Here is a 23,474-nt window from a genome sequence, read left to right on the forward strand (position 1 = left end):
GGGGGTACCTCCGAAGGTGTGGGCAGGCATGTGGGCAGGGCGCGCCGGGCGCCGCCGACCGCGGTATCGTCACGCGGTCGGCGGGCGGGCGCTGCTGCTGTGGTCAGGCGGCGAGTTCGCCGGCCTGGAGCTGCCAGAGGGATGCGTAGAGTCCGTGCAGGGCGAGCAGTTCGTCGTGGGTGCCCTGTTCGGCGACGACGCCGCCCTTGTCCATGACGTAGATCCGGTCGGCGTGGCGGACGGTGGAGAGCCGGTGGGCGATGACGACCATCGTCCGGTCGGCGGCGAAGCTGCGGAGCGTGCGCTGGATGGCGGCCTCGGTCTCGTTGTCCACGGCGGAGGTGGCCTCGTCGAGGATGACGACCGGGGGGTCCTTGAGGATCGCGCGCGCCAGGGCGATCCGCTGCCGCTGGCCGCCGGAGAGCGCCGTGCCGCGTTCTCCGATCAGGGTGTCGTAGCCGTCCGGCAGCGTCGCGATGAAGGTGTGCGCCTCGGCCATGCCGGCTGCCCGGACCACGGCCTCGTCGGAGGCCGCGAAGGTGCCGTAGCGGATGTTGTCGGCGATGCTGCCGTCGAAGAGGAACGGGTCCTGGGCGACGAAGCCGATGGCGTGGCGCAGGTCGTGCCGTCGCAGCTCCCGGACGTCCTTGCCGTCGAGCAGCACGCTGCCGGATTCGGCGTCCTGGAAGCGCATCAGCAGTTTGGCGATCGTGGTCTTGCCTGAGCCGGTGGCGCCCACCAGGGCGGTCACCTGCCCCGCCGGGATGGTCAGCGAGAGGTCCTCCAATGCCGCCGGCCGGCCGGGGTAGGCGAAGGTGACCCCGTCGAGGACGATCTCGCCCCGCACCTCGGCGGGGTCGAGCGTCCCGTTGCTGCCGCCGGCCTCGACGGGCAGGGCGCGCAGCCGCCGGACCCGGTCGTAGGAGGCGAGGGTGCGCTGGTACTGGTCGACGATGCCGCCGAGCCGGCTCATCCGCATCAGCAGCATCTGGGGCAGCCCGATCAGCGGGCTGAACACCTCGAAGCGCAGGGTGCCGTTGAGCACCGAACGGCCGCCGATCAGCAGGGTGCCCGCCATCGACGCGGTCGTGCAGGCCCGGACGGTCTCGGCGTGGCGGAGCGTGCTCCGGTCGGTCTGCGTCCTGCTCTCCTGGGCCGCCTCACTCAACCCGTCGATGCGTTCGGCCTCGTAGTCCTCGGTGCAGAAGCTCTTGACGGTGGCGCTCGCCTCCAGCGAGTTGATCACCTGGCTGCCCAGCATGACCCGGCGCTCGCCGGTGACGGCGTAGTCGGCCGCAGCCTTGTCCTGGTGGCGCAGCGACAGCCAGGCGATGACCGGGATCGGCAGGAACGCGATCCAGGCAATCTGCGGCGCCAGCAGCAGGAACGCCGGCACCAGGAGGGCCAGGCTGGTGCCGAGTTGCAGCACGTCGTTGGCCGGGCCGGCGAAGAAGGCGCCCAGCTGGCCGACGTCGTCGGTGAGCGCCCCGGCCACCCGGGTGGTCCGCTCGCCCTCCAGGTGTCCCAGTTCGAGGTGCTGGACGTGCCGGTAGGTGCGGCTGCGCCAGTCGTGCTCGATGTCCCCGCCGAGCCTGCGCCACTGCCGGTTCGAGGCGTACGAGAGGCCCGCCACGGCGGCGCAGGCGGCGGCCACCAGTCCGGCCAAGCCCAGGAGTTGAGCGGACGCGGTGGTCAGGCCGAGGCTGACCAGGGGCGCTGCCTCACCCTTGATGAGGACCAGTCCGGTCCAGCCGAGGAAGGTGCCGAGCGCCATTTCCGAGATCTGGCAGGAGACCGAGAGCGCGGCGGCCCGGTAGAGGCGGGCACGGTGCGGTCCGACGATCTCCAGCAAAGGGTGGCGTTCGGCTCCGGGCCCCGCAGCGCCGCGGGAGGCGTCGACCGTTCTGTGCCAGGCCTTCCGGACGACGGCTGCGGTCGCTGCGGCCACCCCGCCCACCGCCACCAACTGCCTGCTCAGCGCCGACCCCTTGATCAGCGCGATCCCGGCCGCGACCCCTCCGCCGACGGCGAGCACCGGTCGCACGACCAGGCCCCGGTCCGCCCGCGGGGCCGGTGCGGCGGCGGGCCCGGCGGGGGCGGCCGTTCTGGCCGGGCCCTCCGCGACCAGGGCGACGGCCTTGCGGACGATCCGGCCGACGTCCGTGGCACGCACTCGCGCATCGTGCCGGACGAGCACCCCGCCGGTGACCGGATTGGCCTGGGCCTCGGTGATCCCGGGAACGCGGCGCAGCGCGGCGGCGAGCACCTCGGCCCTCCGGGGCCGTCCGAGCACCAGCTTGACGTCCCAGCGCTGTCGGCCCGGAGTGACCGAGCGCGGGCTCGCGTCCAATTCCACGGAGCGGAATCCGGCTGCGGCGCCCAGTAGCGATGGCATGTGTACGATCACCTGTTTGCGGAGGTCGCGGAAAACCGTCTCTGATACGACGGATTGCGACGGCGGAGTGGGAAAGTCTGGCGACGAATGCGCTGCGGCTGACCGGCCTGCAGTCGGCCGCCGTCGGGGCGCATCCCTTCGAAATTCATCGGAATGCGCACCCGACGGCGGCCTGGGTTCCGGACGGGCCGTCAGTTCGCCTTGCCGGCGCCTGCGGTCGCACGGATCTTGGGGGCCCTCGGGTCCTCCTCGGCGGCCCGTCGGGCCCGCTCGACGGCCTCGTCCTTCGCGGCGCTCGGGGCGCCGTTCTCGTCGGTGTGCTGACCGTCACCCGCACGGGCTCCGGTGTCACCGGCGACGATCTGGGCCGCCACCATGTCGGCGGCCACCTCGGCCGCGAGGTCGTGGATGTTCTCCCCGGCCTCGTGGGCGGCCTTCTTCACCTCCATCGCGATGCCGACGGACGTCTTGACGACTCCGCGCAGCAGCGGCTTGAGCAGACGCTTGGCCAGGGGTGCGACGACGAGGCCGATCAGGAAGGGCGGTACTACGGGCGGCATGATGCTCCATCCTCTCTACACATAGGTATGACAGGGAACCCGGACACTGCGAACACCGGAGCAGCGAACAGCCGGGCGGACGGAAGCATTCCACCTCGGAATCCGGGATGCACCTACCGGACCGAATTACCGCACACGGCACTCGCCGCCCGATCTCTCTGCCACCGTAGTCGAACCATGCCCGCCAGAGCCAAGCAGCCTCCGCCGGTTCACTCTTGTGAGCGCTTATGGCCTTCTCCCGCACCCTGAATTGCAGCGCACCCCTACACAGGCCAATACGCTTACCTGCTTTTCATACTCATTCGGGATCGCCTGGAAGGCCGAGTTCACGCGCCACCCTCCGCCGCAGTCCCGCGAACGGCAACGCCCCGCCCCCCAGTACCGCCTCGTGAAAGGCCCGCACATCGAACCCGGCCCCCAGCTCCGCCTCGGCCCGCGACCGGAGCCGGCCGAACTCCAGGAAGCCGGCCCGGTAGGAGAGCGCCTGACCGGGCAGGTCCGTCGAGTAGCGAAGCAGGTCAGAGGCGATCTGGCCGTCCGACTCGGTGGAGTTGGCGCTCATGAACTCCCGCGCCTGCTCCAGGCTCATCGTCCCGAGGTTGAGCCCGGTGTCGACGACGAGGCGCTGGGCGGTGAACCGCTCCTGTGCCAGGCGCCCATAGGCGTCCCATGGATCCGCATAGAGACCCGCCTCCCAGCCGAGGCCCGCCGCGTACTCGGCCCAGCCCTCGTTGAAAGCACCGAACTCCGCTGCCTCTCGCCGCAGTTGCGGCAGCGACCGGTCCTCCGCCTGGCGGGCGAGGTGGAAGTGGTGCCCCGGAGCCAGCTCGTGGAGGATCAGCGAGGCCGAGCCGAGCAGGGACCTGCGCTCCAGGTCCGAACCGTTGTAGCGGTAGCGCCCGACCGGATCGGCCGCGGTCGGAGCCTCGTAGTAGCCGAAGGTCATCCCCGGCTCCAGCGCCGGGTCCAGCCGGGCCAGCCCGTACGGCGCACGCGGCAGGGTGGCGAACAAGCGCGGCAGCACCGGGGCCAGCCGGTCGAGATGGCCGCGGTAACGGGCCTCGACCTCCTCCGGCGTCCGGGCGTACAGCCGGGGCTCGGTCCGCAGCCGCTCGTGGAACTCAACCTCGGGGCCCGGGAATCCGAGGGCGGTGCGGACCTCCCGCATCCGCTCGGCGAGCTCCTGGCACTGCTCGCGGCCGAGCGCGTGCAGCCGCTCTGGCGTCGCGTCGCCCCCGCTGTGGATCCGGACGAACTCCCGGTAGGCCTCCTCCCCGCCCTCGTACTGCGCCCAGCCGACGGTCTGCGGCGCCGAGCTCAGATAGGCCGGGTCGTCCAGGACGGCGAGCAGCCGGTCGAAGGCCGGCGTCAACTCGGCCTCCACCAGCCGCCGTACGCCGTCCCGGACACGCCCGCGTGCGGCCGCCCCCAGCCCGGCGAGCCGCTCTTCGGCCACCTCCGCCCGGCCCGTCGCCGACGCCCGCAGGCCCGCGAGCGTGGCGCGTGCCCCGGCCAGTGCCGGGACGGGCACCCGGAAACCGTGCGCCGCCTGACCCACCACCTTGTCCCCGATCGAGCCGATCACCCCAGCCAGCTCGCGCACCAGCCCCAAGTACCGCTCGCAGTCCGGCGGTTCCGCGAACCGGAAGGGGCGCAGCACCGCGTCGGTGTACAGCGACAGCGGGAACAGCCGGTACGGCGTGGCCACGGGCGTCAGCCAGTAGCAGCGGTGGGCGCGCAGCTCCTGCTCGGCCAGCCCCGTGAGGAACGCGGCGGTGTCGGCGTCGGCACCGGACAGCCTCGCGCCGTCGAGCGCCCGCACCCGGCCCAGCACCTTCTTGGCGAACCGCGCCCGCTCCTCCGCCTCGGCGAGGGACGCCCTGGGCAGTGTCTCGACCGGGAGCCCCTGGCGGACTCTCAGCAGTGGATCGCGCTCCAGCAGGAACGCCCAGTAGCGGTCCACCAGATGGCCGATTTCCCGGCCCGGTCCGTTCGCACTCGTGCTCATACGGCCAGTGTGGCGGCGTTCGGCCGCCCGGTCCGCGGTACAGCCGCCGCTCGCCCCTCGAACGGGTGACCTCCGGCCGGGAGACAGCGGCCTCCGCACGTTCCGCGCAGGTGCCGCCACGCCCCATACGGAAGGCCGCATCAACCTGGACATCCGGAAATCACCTTACGTACAGGCGTTCTGTTCGTGGGGCAACGGCTGGTGCGTGACAAGCGTGGGACGCACCAGGACGGGTCCGCGCCCTCACAGCCCCGGCCACCCCGCATACCGTGCTCGGCGAGCCCTGCTCCTCCGGGCGCTTCCACGCCGCCCCGGAGGTCCTCGATCGCGCCCGAGCGGAGCACCGTCACATGACCCTCACCCAGGACACGCCCGTGCACCACCACACCGGCACGGGGTTACCCGTCCCGTTCGCCATCGCCGGGACCGGAATGCATCTGCCCCCGACCGTCATCACCAACGAGCAGCTGACCCGCACCCTGGACACCACCGACGAATGGATCACCAGCCGCACCGGCATCCGTGAACGCCGCCGCCTGGCCCCGGAGCTGGCCACCTCCGACATGTGCGTCGACGCCGCACACCAGGCCCTGGACGCTGCGGGCGCCACCCCCGACCGGCTGGACGCGGTGATCGTCGCAACGTACACCTGGGACCAGCCCCTGCCGTCCACGGCGCTGATCGTCAAGGACGCCCTGGGCGCCCACCGGGCCCTGGCCCTGGACGTCACCCAGGCGGCCTGCGCCTCCGGAGTCCAAGCCGTGCTGATCGCCGCCCACCTGCTGCAGAACCCCTCCATCAGCACCGTCCTGGTCCTCGCAGCCGACTGCGCCTCCAGGATCACCGACCCCACGGACCGCACCACCGGCGTCTTCTTCGGCGACGCCGCAGCCGCCGTCGTGCTCACCCGCAGCGAGACCGCCGGGGCGGGGCTGCTCTCCTACGACCTGGGCTCCCAGCTCTCCTACGACGTCCAGGTCCCCGCCGGCGGCTCCCGCCTGCCCACCACCTCCGCCACCCTGGCGGCCGGCGCCCACTACCTGCGGATGAACGGCCGCGCCGTCTGGGACACCGCCACCACACGTCTGCCGGAGAGCATCACCAGCGCGGCCCGGCAGGCCCGCGTACCGGTCGCCGGGATCCGGCACTACTTCCTGCACCAGGCCAACCTGAACATCCTCACCGAAACCATGAACGCCCTGGACGTGCCGCACGATCGCGTTCCCGTCACCGTCGACCGGCTCGGCAACACCGGATCAGCCGGCCTGTTCACCGCGCTCCACTCGACCGTCGCCGCAGGCGACCTGCGGCCAGGGGACACCTACGTCCTGTCCGGGATCGGCGCGGGCTTCCAATGGGGCACCCTCTGCCTCCGGCACGCCTGACCCCGATCACCCCAGGAAGGAATATCCGAAGCGGTCCCGCCCTCCAATGAAACCCGAACACCTGTGCAGAACAAGCGAGTTGACTCGCCAGCGACAACACTCGGTGACACCATGACGCCCATGCCCCGTCGTACCCAGCCGACCGCCCGGGCGGTCGCCGCCGCCGTCACCGCCATCGCGGTGGCCGGCTGCGGAGGCGCCGCCCGGTCCTCGACGAGCGGGGCGCTCGTCGACCACGGGACCGTCCGGATCGCCGAGTCCAGCGAGACGCCGAGCTTCAACCCGTACTCCACCTTCGGGTCCGGTCAGGCCCGCTACGCCTACGACTCGCTGGTCAACACCACCCCCGACGGCACCGTGGTCTCCGGCCTCGCCTCCTCCTGGCAGTCCACCACCACCGCGGCCACCTTCACTCTTCGCCAGGGCATCACCTGCTCCGACGGCACCCCGCTCACCGCCTCCGCCGTGGCCCGGGCGCTGACCTACGCGGGCGACCCGGCCAACCAGCTGGCCGGCGCCCAGACCGTCCTCCCCAACGTCCCGTTCACCGCAAGCTCCGACGACCGGGCCGGCACCGTGTCGGCGACCACCGCCGCGCCCTTCCCGTTTCTCACCCGTACCCTCGGGCTGCTGCCGATCGTCTGCCCCGCCGGCCTCGACCGGCCCGAGGCACTGGACCGCACCACCCAGGGCACCGGCCCGTACGTGCTCACCCGCTACTCCCTCGGCGGGCCCTACGAGTTCTCCGTCCGCGAGGGCTACACCTGGGGCCCGGCCGGCGCGACCACCGCCACCCCCGGCCTGCCGGCCCGGATCGCCCTCTCGGTCGTGCCCCAAGCCTCCACCGCCGCGAACCTGCTGCTCACCGGGGGCGTCGACATCGCGAGCGTGAACGGGCCCGACCGGGCCCGGCTCGCCGGCCACGGCCTGGCCACCGAGGACGTGGCAACGGTGGTCGGGCTGACCTTCTTCAACCAGCGCCCCGGCCGCCCCCTCGCCGACCCGGCGCTACGCCGCGCCCTGGTGTCGGCCCTCGACCGCCAAGGCCTCGCCAACGTCGCCGTCGGCGGCACCGGCCGGCCCGCCACCGACTTCGGTGCCGAGGGCGCCGTCTGCCACGCCGACCTCGCCGCCGCCAACCTGCCCGCGCAGGACGCCGCCGAGACCCTGCGCGCCGCCGGCTGGACCCGCGCCCCGGACGGCCGACTGACCAAGGGCGGCCGACCGCTCCGGCTGCGCCTGATCACCAGCCCGGACCTCGGACCGACCCTGCCACCCGCCGCCGAACTGATGGCCCGGACCTGGACAGCGCTCGGCGCAGACGTCGAACTGGTCACCGAAAGCCTGCCCGCCCTCGTCAACGCCATGTACCAGAGCGGCGAATTCGACATCGTGGTCGGCAGCACGCCGGGTTTCGCCCTGCCGGTCGGCTTCATCCCGTTCTTCTCCGGCCCCACTCCCGCGCAGGGCCTCAACTTCGCGGGCGTCGCCAACCCCGAGTACGACGCCCTGGTCGCCCAGGCCCTCCGGGAGCCGGACACCGAAGGCTGCGGCACCTGGAACCGGGCCTCCGCCGCACTCCTCCGATCGGCCGACGCCCTGCCGATCGCCGACGGCCGGAGCACCGTGTACGGCTACCGCACCACCTTCGCCACCACCTTCGGCGGCCAGATCGTCCCCACCAGCATCCGCCTCCACCATTGACCGGGGGGCCCGTCGTGTCCTTGCCCCAGCTGCTGCGGCGCCCGTGGGCGGCCTTCCTCGGCCGCCGCACCGCCCGGCTGCTCGTCTCCCTCGGGGTCGTGCTCACCGCGTCCTTCGCGATGGTCCGGCTCGTCCCGGGCGACCCGGTCCGCGCCGCGCTCGGCGTCGACGCCGCCCCCGCCCTGGTCGCCGCCCGCCGGCACCGACTCGGCCTCGACGCACCCTTCCTCGCCCAGTATCGGCACTACCTGGCCGGCCTGGCGCACGGCGACCTCGGGACCTCGCTGGTCACCGGCACGCCGGTCGCCGAACTGGTCCAGACCCGGCTGCCGGCCACCCTGGAGATCGCCGGCCTGGCCTTCCTGGTCACCCTCACCGTCGCCCTGCCCGGCGGGCTACTCGCTGCCGTCCGCACGCGCGACGGCTGGCACCCCCGCAGCGAGCTGGCGTTCACCGCGGCCACCGCCTGCCTGGCCGGGGTGCCGGACTTCGTGCTGGCCGCCGGGCTCACCGCGCTGCTGGCCGTCGGCCTCCAACTGCTGCCGGTGGCCGGTACGACGGGAGCCGAGTCCTTCGTCCTGCCGGTCCTCGCTCTCGCCCTCGCACCCACGGCTGTCCTGGCGCGCATCGTCCGGGTCGAGGCGCTGACGGTACTGGGCCAGGACTACCTGCGCACCGCCCGCGGCAAACGACTGTCCCCCGCCCACCGTTACCTGCGGCACGCCGCGCCCAACATGGCCACCGCCGCGCTCACCGTCGCCGGGAGCCTGCTGCCCGCCATGATCGCCGGCACCGTACTGGTCGAGAAGGTGTTCGCCTGGCCCGGCATCGGATCGGCGATGGCCCAGTCCGTGGTGAGCCAGGACTACCCGGTGATCCAGGCGATGGTGCTGATCCTGGGCTCCACCGTGCTGCTCTCCGGCCTCATGGTCGACGTGCTGCTCGCGCTGCTGGACCCTCGTTCGACGATCCGGGAGAGCTGAGATGACCCTTCCCCCCAGGTACCTCCGCTCACCGATGGCCTGGACCTCGGCGGTCATGCTGACGTCGCTGCTCGTCCTCGCGCTGGCCGCTCCACTCCTGTGGGGCACCGCGGCCGACCGCCCCGACCCCTTCGCGGTACTCCAAAGCCCTTCCACAGCCCACCCGTTCGGCACCGACAACCTCGGCCGGGACGTGCTCGCCCGGGTCCTGACCGCCACCCGGCCCTCCCTGCTGCTGGCACTGGCCGCCACCCTGATCGGCGCCACCGGCGGCATCCTGCTCGGCGCGGCCACCGCCGTCGTCGGCCGCCGCGCCCGTCGGCTGCTCACCTCCCTGATCAACCTGCTGCTCGCCTTCCCCGCGCTACTGGTCGCGATGTTCCTCGCCGTCGTGTTCGGCGCGGGCGCCGGCGCGGCGGTGCTCGCCCTCTCCGTCGCGGTGGCCGGCACCGACCACCTGGCCGCGGCCCGGGTCCTCGGCCTGCGCCGACACCGGCTGCTGTGGCGGCACGTCCTGCCCAACATCGCCGAGCCCCTGCTGCTGGCCACCACCACGGCCGCGGGCACGGCCCTCGTCGCGCTCTCCGGGCTGAGCTTCCTCGGACTAGGCGTCCAGCCGCCCGACTACGACTGGGGGCAGCTGCTCAACCAGGGGCTCGACCGGATCTACGCCGAACCGCTGCCCGCGCTCGCCCCGGGCCTGGCGGTCCTCTACGCGGCCCTGGCCTTCCAACTGCTCGGCGAGGTCCTGGCCGGTGGCGTCGCCCGTCGCGGCCCGGCACCCCGTACGCCCGCGCCACCGCCCGCCCCGAACCGGCCCGCCGAGGACGACCTGGCCCTCCAGGTCGAGCACCTGTCCGTCGAACTCCCCACCCCGGACGGGGTGATCAGGCCCGTGCGCGACGTGAGCCTCTCCCTGCGCCCCGGCGAGATCGTCGGGCTCGTCGGCGAGTCCGGTTCCGGCAAGTCACTCACCGCACTCGCCATCGCCGACCTGCTCCCCGAACGGGCCCGCGTCACCCGGCGCGCCCTCCACCTGCTCGGTGCCGACCTCGCCACCATGACGCGGAAGCAACGCGAGCACCACCTCGCGACCAGCCTGGCGATGGTCTTCCAGAACCCGGCCTCCGCACTCAATCCGTCCCTGCGGATCTCCACCCAGCTCACCGAGGCCGTCCGAGCCCACCGCGGCGCGAGCCGCGCCCAGGCGCTGTCGGAGGCCGCCGACGCCCTGCGCCGGGTCGCCCTTCCCCCGGCCACGCTGCGCTCGCGTCCCCACCAGCTCTCCGGCGGCCAGCGCCAGCGAGTGATGATCGCCGCCGCGCTGATGCTGCGGCCCGGCCTGATCATCGCCGACGAGCCGACCACCGCGCTCGACGTCACCGTGCAGCGGCAGATCACCCGGTTGCTCTCCGACATCCGGCGCGATACCGCCGCCGCCGTCCTGTTCATCAGCCACGACGTCGCGCTGGTCGGCGAGTTCTGCGACCGCGTCCTGGTGATGTACGCGGGCACCATCGTCGAGTCCCTGCCTGCCGGCCGCCTTGCCGACGGCACCCGGCACCCCTACACCCGGGCCCTGGTCGCCTCGGTACCGGACCTCGCGGCGGACCGCGACCGGCCCCTGCCCACGGTGGAGGGCGCACCACCCGACCCGCTGGCGCCCGCCCCGGGCTGCCCGTTCGAGCCCCGCTGCCCGCACCGTCGGGACCACTGTGCCGAGCAGACCCCGCCGCTGGGAGAGCTCGACGCGGAGCACCGGGTCGCGTGCTGGAACCCGGTGCCGGTGGAGGTCCTCGCCCCATGACCACCCTTCAGGTCCGCGACCTCACCGTCCGCCACCACAGCCCGCGCGGCCCGGTCGCCGCCGTCGACGGGGTGTCGCTGGAGATCCCGCCGGGCACCACGCTCGGCCTCGTGGGCGAGTCCGGCTCCGGGAAGTCGAGCCTGGCCCGCGCGATCGTCGGACTCACGCCCGTGCACGGTGGCCGGATCCTGCTCGACGGGCCGGGAAGTCCGGGTCCGCACCGTCCGCGACCGGCGTCGGCTCGGCCGTCAGGTCCAGATCGTCCTCCAGGACCCGGACACCGCACTGAACCCCAGAATGACGGTCCGTCAGTCCCTGGTCGAGGCGGCCACCGCCTTCCACCGGCTCGATCGTCCGACCCGTACCGAGCGCGTCACCGGCCTGCTCAGCCTCGTCGGCCTGGACCCCCGGTTCGCCGACCGCCTGCCGCGCCAGCTGTCCGGCGGCCAGCGCCAGCGGGTCGCCATCGCCCGCGCCCTGGCCGTCGGACCGGGTTTGCTGATCGCGGACGAGATCACCTCGGCCCTCGACGTCTCGGTGCAGGCCTCCGTCCTCAACACGATCCGCGAACTCCAACGGCGGCTCGGACTGTCGATGCTGTTCATCGGCCACAACCTGGCCGCGGTCTGCCACGTCTCCGACGCGGTGGCGGTCATGCGGCACGGCCGGATCGTCGAGACCGCCCCCACCGAGGCCCTGCTGGGCGCCCCGCAGCACCCGTACACCCGGGAGCTGCTCGACTCCGTGCCCCGCCTGCCGTTCCGAAGGACCTGATGACCAGTCACCGAGCGGACGCCGTAGTTGTCGGAGCCGGAGTGATCGGCGCCGCCATCGCCCTCGAACTCGCCCGCACCGGGCGCCGTGTGGTCGTCGTGGACAAGGCGGGCGCCGCCGGCCACGGCTCCACCAGCGCCTCCAGTGCGATCATCCGGTTCAACTACTCCACCTTCGACGGCGTCGCCACCGCGTGGGAATCCCGGCACCTCTGGACATCCTGGCCCGAGCACCTGCGACTCACCGGCCGCCGCCCGCTCGCCGCGTTCCACCGCACCGGCGCCGTACTGCTCGACTCCCCCGCCGCCGACCCCACGGAGGTCACCGCCCTGTTCGACCGCGCCGGCGTCCCGTACGAACGGTGGGACGCCGCCGCGCTGCGCCGACACCTGCCCGGGATCGACCCCGGGCGGTACTGGCCGCCGAAGCCGGTGGACGACGACGCCTTCTTCGCCGGACCGTCCGGCGAGCTCGGCGCACTGTTCACCCCGGACGCCGGGTTCGTCGACGACCCTCAGCTCGCCGCCCAGAACCTCGCGGACGCGGCGGGCGAGCTGGGCGCGGGTTTCCTGTTCCACCGGGCCGTGGTGGCCGTGGACCGGGACGCCGACCGGGTGACGGGCGTCCGCCTGGCCGACGGCACCCGGATCGCCGCGGCGGTCGTGGTCAACGCCGCCGGCCCGTGGTCAGGAGGCCTCAACCGGCTGGCCGACGTCGGCAGCGACTTCACGATCGGCGTCCGCCCGCTGCGCGAGGAGGTCCACCAGATCGCCGCGCCGAGCAGCCGCCCCACCGGCCCCTTCCCCCTCGTCGCCGACCTCGACCTCGGCACCTACCTGCGGTCGGCTCCCGGCGGCCACCTCCTGGTCGGCGGTACCGAGCCGGCCTGCGACCGGCCGGAGTGGATCGACGACCCGGACCAAGCCGACCCCCGCCCCACCGCCCGCCGCTTCCGCACCCAGGTGACCCGGGCAGCCCGCCGCTTCCCGGAGATCGGCGTCCCCAACCGGCCACTCGGTGTCGCCGGGGTGTACGACGCCGCCGACGACTGGACCCCGATCTACGACCGCACCGCGCTGGACGGCTACTACGTCGCCATGGGAACGAGCGGCAACCAGTTCAAGAACGCTCCACTGGTGGGCCGCTTCCTCGCCACCCTGGTCGACCGGATCGAGGCCGGCCACGACCACGACCACGAGCCCCTCCGCTACCGCGGCGACCACACCGGCAACGCCGTGAACCTGGGGTCCTTCTCCCGCCACCGCCCGAACCGGGCGGACCCCGCGCGGAACGTCATGGGCTGATCACACGCAGCTCCCGCACCAGCTCCGCGACCACACCGACCACGAACTCGGGCGCCTCGTGCGGAAAGTCGTGGCCCGTCCCCTCCGGCGTGTGCACCAGCCGGGACGCCGTCGACGCCGCCAGGTACCGCGTCCTGCTCCGGAGATAGAAGCGACTGATCCGCTCGGCCTCGACCGCGTCCCGGGCGCCGGCCAGCACCGCCTCGCCGCCGATGAGGTCCCGGGGTATCACCAGCACCAGCGGCAGGTCACCGAGATCACCGTCGTACACCACGGTCTCCCAACCCACTCCCGCCAACCCCGACGGCGACAGCTCGGCGAAGATCGACGCGGCGGCGCAGCCCTGTCCTGCCCGGCTCCCGGGGGCGTGATGGGCGCCGAACAGCTGCCGCACCGCCGTCAGCAGGAAGCCGCGACGCATCGCCGCGAGCTGCCGGCTGGGCGGCGCGAAGGCGATGACCTCCAGCGGCGTCGGATCCAGTAGCACGAGCCCGGCCACCAGCTCCGGCCGGCGCCTGGCCACGTTCGCGACCAACAGCCCACCGAAGGAATGGCCGACGAACACGAAGGGGGGATGCTCCCCCGCCCCCTCCAGCGCCGCCAGTAACTCCTCGGCCTCGACCGCCGTCGTCCGCGGGAAGGGCCCGACATCGCTCCAGCCCGTCCCGAGGCGGTCGACCAGCACCGACCGCGCCCTTGCCGACAGCATCGTGTGCAGCTCCCGGAACTCCTCACCAGGGGCGTGTCCGCCGGGTACCCAGACCACCGTCGGTCCGCCCCCGGCCTCCCCCTCGGCGAGGACGTGCATCCGGTGACCGCCCACGTCGACCAACAGCCCCGGTGGGGGATCCCGCCGCCCCTCGTGGGCCACCAGCACCAGGTGACGAACGGATCCTGCCGCCAGCAGCACACCGACAGCCATCGCCATGCCACCGAGCGCCGCCGCCCATGCCGCGCCGACCCCGAGCAGCCCGCCACCCGCCGCCACCACCAGCACCGCGACCGGCAGTCCAAGCCAGTCCCGGCTCAGCAGTGCGAGCAAGGAGTTCACGACCCGTCCGTCCCGTCGCATCGGTCCTCCGCAACGGCACTCGAAACCCGATCCCTGCCAGTGTCATCCCCCCGTCCACCTGGCTCAACGCCGGACCGCCCCCGCAATCGTGCGACAAACGCACCGCACGTGATCCCCCGGGTGTGTCTGTCCCACTCACCCAGCTCGAACACGCCGCCGAGTACGGTGTCGGCGCCGTGCCCTGCTTCGACGTCGCCCTGGTGGACGACTCCTTCACCGCAGCGCCTTCGAATACCGGCCCGGTAGGCGCCCACGACCACCAGCCGCCCCGGCGGGGGGTTCTCCCGCCCCTCCGGACCGCCGGCGCCAGGGTGCCAAGCCCACGGACAACAGCACCGCGGTGGCGCCCGGCGCCACAGCCCCAAGCGCCACCCGGTCCGCCCCCACCTGGGCAAACGCGTCCCACGGCCCACCCACCAGCCCGGGTCCAGGGACGCCCGCGCGGCTGGGCCGGTCGGCTGACAAGCGGGCGCAGTCGGACCGGGGAATCAGTCCGTCCCGCTGGTCCCGGCTCCGTGACCAGCCGAAGATGGCGACATGGCTGTCGACGACTCGGGGCCCGGGCTGCTGGTGACGAACGTGCGCGTCTTCGACGGGATCGGAGAGGAATCGATACCCGGGTACGTCCGGGTCGACCGGGACAGGATCGCGGAGGTGGTGCCGGGCCGCCCATTCCCGCGCGGAATCCCCGCAGGCGCGACGGTGCTCAACGGCGGAGGCCGCGTCCTGCTCCCCGGCCTCACCGACGCGCACGTCCACCTGTTCGCGACCGGCAGCACCATGGCGAACCTGCGAGGCGCGCCGACCGGCACCGTCTACTACCAGGCTCTGGCGGCGGCCCGCGACATGCTGATGCGCGGCTTCACCACGGTGCGGGACATGGCCGGTGACACCGAACCGCTGCGGCAGGTTCTCGACCGCGGGCTGTTCCCGGGCCCACGGATCTACCCGAGCCAGGCGGCCATCTCCCAGACCGCCGGCCACGGCGACTTCGGGACGGTCCACGACGCCCCGACCGCACTGGGCGGGCCGCCGGCCCGATCCGAACAGATCGGGTTCACCAGAGTGGCCGACGGACCGGACCGAGTTCTCGCAGCAGTACGCGAGCAGCTCAAGAAGGGCGCGACCCAGATCAAGCTGATGGCCGGCGGCGGCGTCATCTCCGACTACGACCCGCTGGACGTGCTGCAGTTCACCGCTGCAGAGCTGGGGGCCGCCGTCGCCGCGGCTTCGGACTGGGGCACCTACGTGAGCGTGCACGTCTACACCTCCGAGGGCGTCCGCCGCGCGGTGGAGGCCGGCGTGCGCTGCATCGAGCACGGGCACCTCGTCGACGAGGACACCATTCGCTACCTCGCGGAGAAGGACGTGTGGCTGAGCACCCAGCCGTTCGAGGTAGACGACCACCACTACGACTCCCCGGACAGCGACCACAAGAACCGCGAGGTCTGCGAGGGCGGCTCCCGCGCCCTCGCCTGGGCCGTACAGCACGGCGTTCGACTGGCCTTCGGCACCGACCTGGTACTCGATCCCGGGAAGGCCCATCGGCAGAACGAGATGCTGGTCCGACTCGGCACCCACCTCAGCCCGGTCGACGTCCTGAGGACCGCCACCTCCGGCAACGCGGAACTGTTCCGCCTGTCCGGCCGCCGCGACCCCTACCGCGCGGCGCGGCTCGGCGTCATCGCGCCCGGGGCATGGGCCGACCTCCTGGTGGTCGACGGCGACCCGACCACCGACCTGTCCGTCCTCGCCGATCCCGAACGCAACCTGCGTCTCATCATCAAGGGCGGCATGGTCCACAAGAACGAACTCGACTGACCCGCACCTGCTTCCACCTGCCCACGGCACCGGACAGCCCGCCTCCAGACGGACCGGATCGCCGAGCCAGGTCACGATCCCTGCGCGCGAGAACCTCGATCACGACCCAGGGCGCCCTCGGCGGTTCGGTGGAGCGGCTCAGCCGTGTCGGAGGCAGAGGGTTCTCCACTGGAATCCTGCGCCGATCCCGGACAGCACATAGGTGTCATGTCTCCCGTGCCCGTTGATCGGATGTCTACCGGCGCTTCCTACGTTCTTCGGCAGCAACCCGGATCAGCGGACACGCTATCGACCGAAAGCTCAACGGCAGCCATCTACAGCTGCCGTGACTTCGAAGGCCCGGAATGACCCCGCCCGGTTTCCCTTTGGCTTCCTGAAGCCCCGCCCCGCCGGGTCGAGTTCGCTTCGGACGGGCGGCGCGGCCGGGGCCTGCGCCCGTCCGTTGTCCGGCGGACTGCTACATGCGCCACTTTGGAGAGGAGTTGGCCTCGTGAGGCCTGAACTGAGTCAAGAGGATGAGAGTCGAGCCGCTACCGCGCTCGAACCGGCCGGTCCGCGTGCCGTGGTCTGTGTGCCGCAGCTGTTCGAGGAGCGGGTACGGGCCAGCCCAGATGCTGTGGCGGTCGTCGACCGCGACGGGTGCGCGACGTATGCGGGGCTTGACGCTGCCGCCAACCGGCTGGCCGGAGTGCTGGTGGAGCGCGGTGCGGGCGCCGAGAGCGTGGTCGCGGTGAACCTGCCGCGCGGGCGTGAACTGGTGACGGCGGTGCTGGCCGTGCTGAAGTCCGGTGCCGCCTACCTGCCGCTCGACCCGGCGCTGCCGGCCGAGCGCCGCAGGTACCAGCTGGAGGCCGCCGGTGTCACCCTGCAGATCGGGCCCGGGGGCTGTGAGGGGGTCGAGGTGGTCGACCTGGCTGCCGGCGAGCCGGCCGGGCGGTCCGCGCAGAACCCGGCGGTGGCGGTTACCCCCGGCGACCTTGCCTATGTGATCTTCACTTCGGGTTCGACCGGGCGTCCCAAGCCGGTGGCCGTCACCCACGGGTCGCTGGCCAACCACGCGGTCGCCGTCGGCGCGGCCTTCGAATTGACCGCGGCCGATCGGGTGCTGCAGTTCGCCGGTCCGGGGTTCGATGTGTTCGGCGAGGAGGTGTTCCCGACTCTGCTGGCCGGCGCCCGGGTGGTGGTGGCTCCCGATTCGGTGCCGTCGCCCGCGGAGCTGGAGGAGTGTCTGCGCCGTGAGCGGGTCACGGTGGCCAACTTGCCGACGCCGTACTGGGACCAGTGGGTCCGCGATCTCGACGCCGAACCGCGGCAGGTGCCCGAGGCCCTGCGCCTCCTGGTCGTGGGCAGCGACACCGGGCATACCCGTACGTTGGCCGGCTGGCGAGGGCATACCTCGGTGCCCGTGGTCAACGCCTACGGTTTGACGGAGACCACCATCACCGCCACGCTCCAGGCGTTCACCGGGGACTCGATTCCCGAGGGGGAGACGCTGCCGATCGGGCGGCCGCTGGCCGGGGCGCGGGCGTACCTGCTGGACGCTGATCTGGAGCCGGTTGCGGCGGGCACCCGGGGCGAGCTGTACCTGGGTGGGGCGGTGCTGGCTCGCGGGTACCTGGGGCAGCCGGGGCTCACCGCCGACCGTTTCGTGCCGGACCCGTTCGGCGAGACGCCGGGCGGGCGGCTCTACCGCACCGGCGACCTCGCGGTGCTTCGCGCCGACGGTGCCCTGGCCTTCGTCGGGCGGGCCGACGACCAGCTGAAGATCCGCGGCCGGCGGGTCGAACCAGCGGAGATCAGTGCGGCCCTGTGCACGCACCCTGCGGTGCGTCAGGCGCACGTGCGGGCGGTGGACGATGAGACGGACGGCAAGCGGCTGGTCGCCTACGTGGTCGCTGCCGAGGTCGAGTCGTCGCAGCTGCGCGCCCACCTGACCATGAGTCTGCCTGCCGCGATGGTCCCGGCCTCCTACGTGGTGCTCGACGAGCTGCCACTGACCGCGAACGGCAAGATCGACCACAGGGCGCTCCTGGTGCCGACCGTCGGCATCGCCACGTCCGGCGCGCCGCAGACGGTGGCGCTGACCGGCCTGGAGGAGCAGATAGCGGCCGTGTGGCGTGAGGTGCTGCGGGTCGGCCGGGTGGGGCCGGACGACAGCTTCTTCGAGATCGGCGGTCACTCGCTGCTGCTCGTTCAGGTGCAGCGCAAGCTCAGCGGGGCGCTGGGACGCCAGGTTCCCGGTGTCGCGCTCTTCGCCCATCCGACCATCCGCAAGCTCGCCGCCCATCTGCGCGGCGGCTCCGGGCCGGCCGTCGACGCGCTCGGTGACGAGCGTGCCGATGAGCGCCGCAGCGGGCACGCCCGGCTCCAGCAGCGCCGCGCCCGCCGGAGCGCCGGGGGTGCCCGATGACGCGGGCGGCACAGCCGGTGGATCCGGACAGCCCCTTCCTCGCCGTCGTCGGGATGGCCGGGCGGTTTCCGGGCGCGCGTGACCTCGGCGAGTTCTGGGACAACCTGATCAAGGGCGCGGAATCGGTCACTCGATTCCCCGGCGACCCGTCCACTCCCGAGTACGTCCCCGCGCTCGGAGTACTGGAGGACGCGGACGAGTTCGACGCGGCGTTCTTCGGCTACTCGCCGCGGGAGGCGCTGATCCTCGACCCGCAGCAGCGGCTGTTCCTGACCTGCGCCTGGGAGGCGCTGGAGGACGCCGGGTACGACCCCCGCTCCTGTGTCGGGCCGGTCGGCGTGTATGCGGGCAGTAGCCAGACCGGGTACCTGGATACGCTGAGGGCCCACCGCAACCGGCTCGGCCCGGTCAGCGAGTGGCAGCTGCGACTGGCGACCGGCATCGACTTTCTCACGTCGCGGGTCGCCCACCGGCTCGGTCTCGCCGGGCCGGCGGTGACGGTGCAGACCGCCTGCTCCACCTCTCTGGTCGCCGTACATCTCGCTGCGCAGGCACTGCTGTCCGGCGAGTGCGACCTGGCTCTGGCCGGCGGGGCCAGTGTCAACGTCCCGGTTCGCCTGCCCGAGTACTCCGAGGGCGGTGTCATCTCGCCCGACGGGCGCTGCCGGGCCTTCGACGCCCGGGCCCGTGGGACCGTGGCCGGCAACGGTGTCGGCATCGTGGTCCTCAAACGGCTCGCCGACGCAGTTCAGGACGGCGACCACATCCGTGCCGTCCTGCGCGGCACCGCGGTGAACAACGACGGCATGGACAAGGTGGGCTTCACCGCTCCGGGAGTGGCCGGCCAGGCCGAGGTCATCCGCGCGGCCCACCTGGTGGCCGAGGTCGAGCCGGACAGCATCGGCTACGTCGAGACGCACGGGACCGGGACGCCGCTGGGTGACCCGATCGAACTGGCCGCGCTGACCCAGGCCTTCCGGCGCGGCACCGACCGGCGCGGGTTCTGCCGGATCGGGTCGGTGAAGACCAACATCGGCCACACCGACGCGGCCGCCGGGGTGGCGGGCTTCATCAAGGCGGTGCTGGCCGTCCAGCACGGCCTGGTCCCGCCGAGCCTGCACTACACCTCGCCCAACCCCGAGATCCCCTTCGCGGACGGCCCGTTCGTGGTGAACACCGAACTGTACCGGTGGCGCCCCGACGGTCCCCGCCGGGCCGGGGTCAGCTCGTTCGGGATCGGAGGCACCAACGCGCACGCGATCCTGGAGGAGCCGCCCGCGCGACCTTGCCTGCCCGGCGCGCCTGCGAGCCATCTGCTGGTGCTGTCCGCCCGGACCGCCCCCGAGCTGGACCGCGCCGCCACCCGGCTTGCCGAGCACCTGCAGCGGCAGGCCGCCGGCGCCGCCGGCCCCGGCCGGGAACTGGCCGACACGGCCTGGACGCTGCAGACCGGCCGCCGCGCCTTCGTGCACCGCCGGTTCGCCGTGGCCGCCGACCACACCGAGGCGATCCAAGCACTGACCGGGGCCGGCACCCACGGCTACCCGCCCGTGGGCGGCGAGCGGCCGGTGGCGTTCGTCTTCCCCGGGCAGGGCGGACAGCACGTCGGCATGGGCCGCGAACTGTACGAGAACGACCCGGTCTTCCGTGCCGAGGTCGACGCGTGCTGTGCGCAGCTCGCGCCCACACTCGGCCTGGACCTGCGGGCGGTCTTGTACCCTGCCGGCGAGCAGCAGAGCGCGGCGGCCGAAGAGTTGCTGCGCGACATGGGCGTGGCCCAGCCGGCCGTCTTCGTGGTGGAGTACGCGCTCGCCCGGATGTGGGAGCAGCGAGGGGTACGGCCGGCGGCTGTCGCCGGGCACAGCCTCGGTGCCTTCGTCGCCGCCTGCGTGGCCGGGGTGTTCTGCCTGGCCGACGCCCTGCGGCTGGTCGCCGAGCGCGGCAGGTTGCTGCAGAGCCTGCCCGTCGGGGCGATGCTGGCCGTGCCGCTGGCCGAGCGCGACGCCACCGAACTTCTCGGCGACGGCCTGGAACTCGCGGCCGTCAACGGACCGAACCAGTGCGTTGTGTCCGGGCCGCGGGGGACGGTCGACGCGGTGTTCGCACGGCTGACGGAGGACGGTGTCGAGGCGCGCCGGCTGCACATCGCCGCCGCCGGACACAGCGCTCTGGTGGAGCCGATCCTCGACCGGTTCGCCTCCCTGGTCGCCGAACTCGACCTCAAGGCGCCTTCGATCCCCTGGGTCGGGGACACCACCGGGGAGTGGGTCCGCATGGACCGCGTTCCGGGCGTCGAGTTCTGGACCGCCCACATGCGCCGGGCGGTGCGCTTCGGCGACACCCTCGCCACCCTGTTCGCCGAGCCTGACCGGATCCTGCTCGAAGTCGGCCCCGGCCTCACCCTGACGACACTGGCCCGTCGGCACCCGGCCCGCACCGAGCGCCACCTGGCGCTGCCCAGCCTGCCGCACCCTGCCGGCGAGCAGTCCGCCCTGCGGACCTCGCTGGCCGCCGCCGGACAGCTGTGGGCGGCCGGCGTCGAGCTCGACTGGCCACGGCTGCACGAAGGTCACCGGCCGGGCCGGACTCCGCTGCCGACCTACCCGTTCAGCCCGCAGCAGTACTCACCGCTCCCTACCGACAACCCCGCACCGACCGTCACCGCCCAGCCCTCGCCGGCCGTCCAGGAGCCCGCACAGGACGGCGACACCGAAACGCAACTCGCCCAGATCTTCGGTCAACTGCTCGGACTGGAGCATGTAGCGGCGCAGGACGACTTCTTCGAACTGGGCGGCGACTCCCTGATCGCCGTTCAACTCGCCTCTGCCGTCCGCGCGGCCTTCGATGTGCGCATCACCGTCAAGCAGGTCTTCACCGCCCCCGCTCCGCGCCGACTGGCCCGGGTGGTCGACGCCGCCCGGCAGCCGGCCTGAACCGTCACGCGACACACCGACCCAAAGGACAGCCATGTTCGAGGACAACGACGACCGGACCTACGAGGTGGTCCGCAACACCGAGGACCAGTACTCCATCTGGCCGGCCGGCCGGGCGCTACCCGCCGGGTGGGAGCGAACGGGCGGACGGGGCAGCAAAGCGGACTGCCTCACCCTGATCGACGGCCTGTGGAGTGACCTTCGGCCGAGGAGCATACGTGAACGGCCGGCCGCCCGATGACGCGACCGGCCCCCTCGCCGGGACTGCGGCGCCACCAGGGCTTCCGACGGCTGTGGGCCGCCCAGACGGTCAGCGTGCTCGGCGCCCAGATCTCCGAACTCGCGCTGCCCCTCGCGGCCGTGACGGTGCTGAAAGCCACCCCGTTCCAGGTGGGACTGCTGGCCGCCGTGCAGTACCTGCCGTTCCTGCTGGTCGGCCTGCCGGCCGGGGCATGGGTGGACCGGACGCGCCGACGGCCCGTCATGATCGCAGCAGACCTGGTCCGCTGCGCGGTCCTGCTGACCGTGCCGGCGGCCGCGCTCTGCGGGGTTCTGAATCTGTGGCTGCTGTATCCGGTCGCCTTCGCGGTCGGGGTCATGACGGTCTTCTTCGACCTGGCAGCACAGTCGTTCCTGCCGACCCTGGTCGGCGAAGAGCAGCTCGTCGAGGCCAACACCAAACTGCAGCTGTCCCAGACCTCCGGCGAGCTGGCCGGCCCCAGCGCCGGCGGATTCCTGGTCCAGCTGCTGACCGCGCCACTCGCCGTGCTCGCCGACGCGCTCAGTTACGCCGGGTCGGCGGCCCTGCTCCTGTTGGTCCGGGTGGAGGAGCGCCCGATCCGCGATGCGGTCCGGCCGGGACTGGTCGCGGAGGTCAAGGACGGCCTCGGGTACGTATTCCGGCATCGGCTGCTGCGCCCGATCGCGTTGAGTGCGGGGATCACCAACCTCTTCGGCCTGTTCGGAATGGTCCAGGCGATCCTGGTGCTCTACGCGGTCCGTGACCTGCGGCTCTCACCGGCCGGGCTGGGCACCACGCTCGCGATCGCGAACGCAGGCGTGCTGCTCGGCTCGCTCGCCAACGACCGGGTGGTGCGGCGCCTCGGCGTCGGGCCGTCGCTCACCTGGGCCACCTTCGGGCTGGGCGGCACCATCCTGCTGCTGCCGCTGGCCACCCCTGGCACCGCGATGCCCGTCCTGGCGGTCGCGATGGCCCTGGCCGGGCTGTGCGCCTCCGTCTTCAACATCAACCAGATCAGCTTGCGGCAATCCGTCACCCCCGCCCCGATGCGCGGGCGCATGACGGCGACGCTGCGGTTCGTGGTCTGGGGCGTCATCCCCGTCGGGACGTTCCTCGGAGGCGCGCTGGTCGGCCCGCTCGGACTGCGCGGCGTCCTCTGGCTCGCCGGTGCGGGCAGCGTCCTCGCCGGGCTGCCGCTGCTGTTCTCCGCCGTGCACTCACTGCGGGCCATGCCCGACGCCGCACCGACCGCCCAACCGATGAGCCAGGAGACCCTTCATGCCTGACGTTGCGGGGCACACCGTCCCACGCTGGCTGGTCAACCGCCGCAAGCGCCCCGACGCCGCGATTCGGCTGTACTGCTTCGCCCACAGCGGCGGCACGGCCGCCGAGTACGTCCGCTGGGGCGACGATGTGCCCGGCATCGAGGTGTGGGGCGTGCAACTGCCCGGCCGCGGCTCGCGGCTCGACGATCCGCAGTACACCCGGGTCGGCCCGCTGGTTCACGATCTGGTGGAACAGGCCTCATTCCGCGCACCGTTCGCCTTCTTCGGACACAGCCTCGGCGCCCTGCTGGCCTACGAGACCGCGCGCGCCCTGCGCGAGCACGGCCTGCCCGGCCCCGAACGCCTGTTGCTGTCCGCCTGCCCGGCCCCGCACCGGCCCCGCGGACTGCCGCCGATCCACCACCTCGGCGATCGGGAGCTGTTCAGCGCCGTCCAGGGACAGTACGGCTCACTCCCCGACGAGGTGGCCGAGGACCCGGACCTACTCGCGATCATGATGGCCTCGCACCGCTGCGACTTCGAACTGGTCGACAGCTACCGCCACACCCCCGGCGAGCCCCTTGACCTGCCGCTGCACGTCTTCGGCGGCACCGAGGACCGGCTCTCTGCCGAGGAACTCACCCAATGGCAGGGCCACGGCCGCGGACCGTTCGCCCTGAACCTGCTGCCAGGCGGCCACTTCTACCTCCGTGAGCACCGCGCCGCCCTGCTCGCACTGATCCAGGCCGCACTCACCGACCGCCGGCACGCCGGGTCGCCTGTCGACTCGCTCTCCCCCAACCTGTGAAGGC

16 protein-coding genes and 1 pseudogene are annotated in these 23,474 nt (G+C 72.7%); 13 read left to right on the plus strand and 4 right to left on the minus strand.

What is annotated here, in order from left to right; translation table 11 throughout:
- Positions 1 to 103: 103 nt before the first annotated feature.
- The 3 genes from ACZ51D_RS01740 to ACZ51D_RS01750 all read right to left on the minus strand — a co-directional run bounded on the left by ACZ51D_RS01740 (position 104) and on the right by ACZ51D_RS01750 (position 4,963).
- Entirely contained in the window at positions 104 to 2,395 is a 2,292-nt protein-coding gene (locus ACZ51D_RS01740) for an ABC transporter ATP-binding protein (RefSeq protein ID WP_465660793.1), read from the minus strand.
- A 191-nt stretch (positions 2,396 to 2,586) separates the two neighbouring features.
- Positions 2,587 to 2,955, minus strand: coding sequence for a DUF5132 domain-containing protein (locus tag ACZ51D_RS01745; protein ID WP_465622872.1), 369 nt, complete (start codon positions 2,953 to 2,955; stop codon positions 2,587 to 2,589).
- Positions 2,956 to 3,253: 298 nt separating this feature from the next.
- Positions 3,254 to 4,963, minus strand: coding sequence for a DUF885 domain-containing protein (locus tag ACZ51D_RS01750; RefSeq protein ID WP_465660795.1), 1,710 nt, complete (start codon positions 4,961 to 4,963; stop codon positions 3,254 to 3,256).
- A gap of 350 nt (positions 4,964 to 5,313) precedes the next feature.
- On the opposite strand from ACZ51D_RS01750, the gene ACZ51D_RS01755 reads away from it, so the two are divergent.
- From ACZ51D_RS01755 to ACZ51D_RS01785, 7 genes and pseudogenes are all read left to right on the plus strand, one after another.
- Positions 5,314 to 6,348, plus strand: a complete 1,035-nt coding sequence (locus ACZ51D_RS01755) for a 3-oxoacyl-ACP synthase III family protein (RefSeq protein WP_465660797.1) — start codon at positions 5,314 to 5,316, stop codon at positions 6,346 to 6,348.
- A 120-nt stretch (positions 6,349 to 6,468) separates the two neighbouring features.
- Complete coding sequence (locus ACZ51D_RS01760) at positions 6,469 to 8,052, plus strand: ABC transporter substrate-binding protein (RefSeq protein ID WP_465622878.1); 1,584 nt, start codon at positions 6,469 to 6,471, stop codon at positions 8,050 to 8,052.
- A 14-nt stretch (positions 8,053 to 8,066) separates the two neighbouring features.
- A complete protein-coding gene (locus ACZ51D_RS01765) occupies positions 8,067 to 9,035 on the plus strand; it encodes an ABC transporter permease (RefSeq protein WP_465660799.1) in 969 nt (322 codons plus the stop codon).
- 1 nt (position 9,036) lies between these two features.
- A complete protein-coding gene (locus ACZ51D_RS01770) occupies positions 9,037 to 10,842 on the plus strand; it encodes a dipeptide/oligopeptide/nickel ABC transporter permease/ATP-binding protein (protein WP_465660801.1) in 1,806 nt (601 codons plus the stop codon).
- Positions 10,839 to 10,982, plus strand: a pseudogene (locus ACZ51D_RS01775) (ATP-binding cassette domain-containing protein); the annotation flags it as partial. The gene ACZ51D_RS01770 and the pseudogene ACZ51D_RS01775, both read left to right, overlap by 4 nt.
- A 37-nt stretch (positions 10,983 to 11,019) precedes the next feature.
- On the plus strand, positions 11,020 to 11,616 hold the full coding sequence (locus tag ACZ51D_RS01780; RefSeq protein WP_465660803.1) for an ABC transporter ATP-binding protein: 597 nt from the start codon (positions 11,020 to 11,022) through the stop codon (positions 11,614 to 11,616).
- The gene (locus ACZ51D_RS01785) at positions 11,616 to 12,920 is read left to right on the plus strand and encodes an NAD(P)/FAD-dependent oxidoreductase (RefSeq protein ID WP_465622885.1); all 1,305 of its coding nucleotides are present in this window, start codon (positions 11,616 to 11,618) and stop codon (positions 12,918 to 12,920) included. The genes ACZ51D_RS01780 and ACZ51D_RS01785 overlap by 1 nt, the downstream gene beginning before the upstream one ends.
- Here ACZ51D_RS01785 and ACZ51D_RS01790 read toward each other — a convergent pair.
- Positions 12,910 to 13,971 carry an alpha/beta fold hydrolase gene (locus ACZ51D_RS01790; protein WP_465622887.1) on the minus strand — a complete coding sequence of 354 codons (1,062 nt, stop codon included), beginning with the start codon at positions 13,969 to 13,971 and terminating at the stop codon, positions 12,910 to 12,912. The genes ACZ51D_RS01785 and ACZ51D_RS01790 overlap by 11 nt on opposite strands.
- 558 nt (positions 13,972 to 14,529) lie before the next feature.
- On the opposite strand from ACZ51D_RS01790, the gene ACZ51D_RS01795 reads away from it, so the two are divergent.
- The 6 genes from ACZ51D_RS01795 (at position 14,530) to ACZ51D_RS01820 (ending at position 23,470) form a co-directional block, all read left to right on the plus strand.
- Positions 14,530 to 15,813 carry a metal-dependent hydrolase family protein gene (locus ACZ51D_RS01795; protein WP_465622888.1) on the plus strand — a complete coding sequence of 428 codons (1,284 nt, stop codon included), beginning with the start codon at positions 14,530 to 14,532 and terminating at the stop codon, positions 15,811 to 15,813.
- Positions 15,814 to 16,384: 571 nt separating this feature from the next.
- Positions 16,385 to 18,223 (plus strand): non-ribosomal peptide synthetase, encoded by a 1,839-nt coding sequence (locus ACZ51D_RS01800; protein WP_465660805.1) that lies wholly within the window; start codon positions 16,385 to 16,387, stop codon positions 18,221 to 18,223.
- The gene (locus ACZ51D_RS01805; protein ID WP_465622892.1) at positions 18,220 to 21,156 is read left to right on the plus strand and encodes a type I polyketide synthase; all 2,937 of its coding nucleotides are present in this window, start codon (positions 18,220 to 18,222) and stop codon (positions 21,154 to 21,156) included. The genes ACZ51D_RS01800 and ACZ51D_RS01805 overlap by 4 nt, the downstream gene beginning before the upstream one ends.
- A 34-nt stretch (positions 21,157 to 21,190) precedes the next feature.
- Entirely contained in the window at positions 21,191 to 21,397 is a 207-nt protein-coding gene (locus ACZ51D_RS01810) for an MbtH family protein (RefSeq protein ID WP_360508561.1), read from the plus strand.
- Positions 21,394 to 22,683, plus strand: a complete 1,290-nt coding sequence (locus ACZ51D_RS01815; protein WP_465622895.1) for an MFS transporter — start codon at positions 21,394 to 21,396, stop codon at positions 22,681 to 22,683. Before ACZ51D_RS01810 ends, ACZ51D_RS01815 begins: the two co-directional genes overlap by 4 nt.
- Complete coding sequence (locus tag ACZ51D_RS01820) at positions 22,676 to 23,470, plus strand: thioesterase II family protein (protein WP_465622897.1); 795 nt, start codon at positions 22,676 to 22,678, stop codon at positions 23,468 to 23,470. Before ACZ51D_RS01815 ends, ACZ51D_RS01820 begins: the two co-directional genes overlap by 8 nt.
- Positions 23,471 to 23,474: the final 4 nt, after the last annotated feature.

The sequence above is a fragment of the Kitasatospora sp. NPDC033851 genome (genome assembly GCF_055576085.1).

Bases quoted from the DNA above. Each gene is read 5' to 3' on its own strand.
- ACZ51D_RS01740 (WP_465660793.1), bottom strand. From the start codon at position 2,395: ATGCCATCGCTACTGGGCGCCGCAGCCGGATTCCGCTCCGTGGAATTG.
- ACZ51D_RS01785 (WP_465622885.1), top strand. From the start codon at position 11,616: ATGACCAGTCACCGAGCGGACGCCGTAGTTGTCGGAGCCGGAGTGATC.
- ACZ51D_RS01820 (WP_465622897.1), top strand. From the start codon at position 22,676: ATGCCTGACGTTGCGGGGCACACCGTCCCACGCTGGCTGGTCAACCGC.
- ACZ51D_RS01815 (WP_465622895.1), top strand. From the start codon at position 21,394: ATGACGCGACCGGCCCCCTCGCCGGGACTGCGGCGCCACCAGGGCTTC.
- ACZ51D_RS01750 (WP_465660795.1), bottom strand. From the start codon at position 4,963: ATGAGCACGAGTGCGAACGGACCGGGCCGGGAAATCGGCCATCTGGTG.
- ACZ51D_RS01755 (WP_465660797.1), top strand. From the start codon at position 5,314: ATGACCCTCACCCAGGACACGCCCGTGCACCACCACACCGGCACGGGG.
- ACZ51D_RS01805 (WP_465622892.1), top strand. From the start codon at position 18,220: ATGACGCGGGCGGCACAGCCGGTGGATCCGGACAGCCCCTTCCTCGCC.
- ACZ51D_RS01745 (WP_465622872.1), bottom strand. From the start codon at position 2,955: ATGCCGCCCGTAGTACCGCCCTTCCTGATCGGCCTCGTCGTCGCACCC.
- ACZ51D_RS01810 (WP_360508561.1), top strand. From the start codon at position 21,191: ATGTTCGAGGACAACGACGACCGGACCTACGAGGTGGTCCGCAACACC.
- ACZ51D_RS01770 (WP_465660801.1), top strand. From the start codon at position 9,037: ATGACCCTTCCCCCCAGGTACCTCCGCTCACCGATGGCCTGGACCTCG.
- ACZ51D_RS01795 (WP_465622888.1), top strand. From the start codon at position 14,530: ATGGCTGTCGACGACTCGGGGCCCGGGCTGCTGGTGACGAACGTGCGC.
- ACZ51D_RS01760 (WP_465622878.1), top strand. From the start codon at position 6,469: ATGCCCCGTCGTACCCAGCCGACCGCCCGGGCGGTCGCCGCCGCCGTC.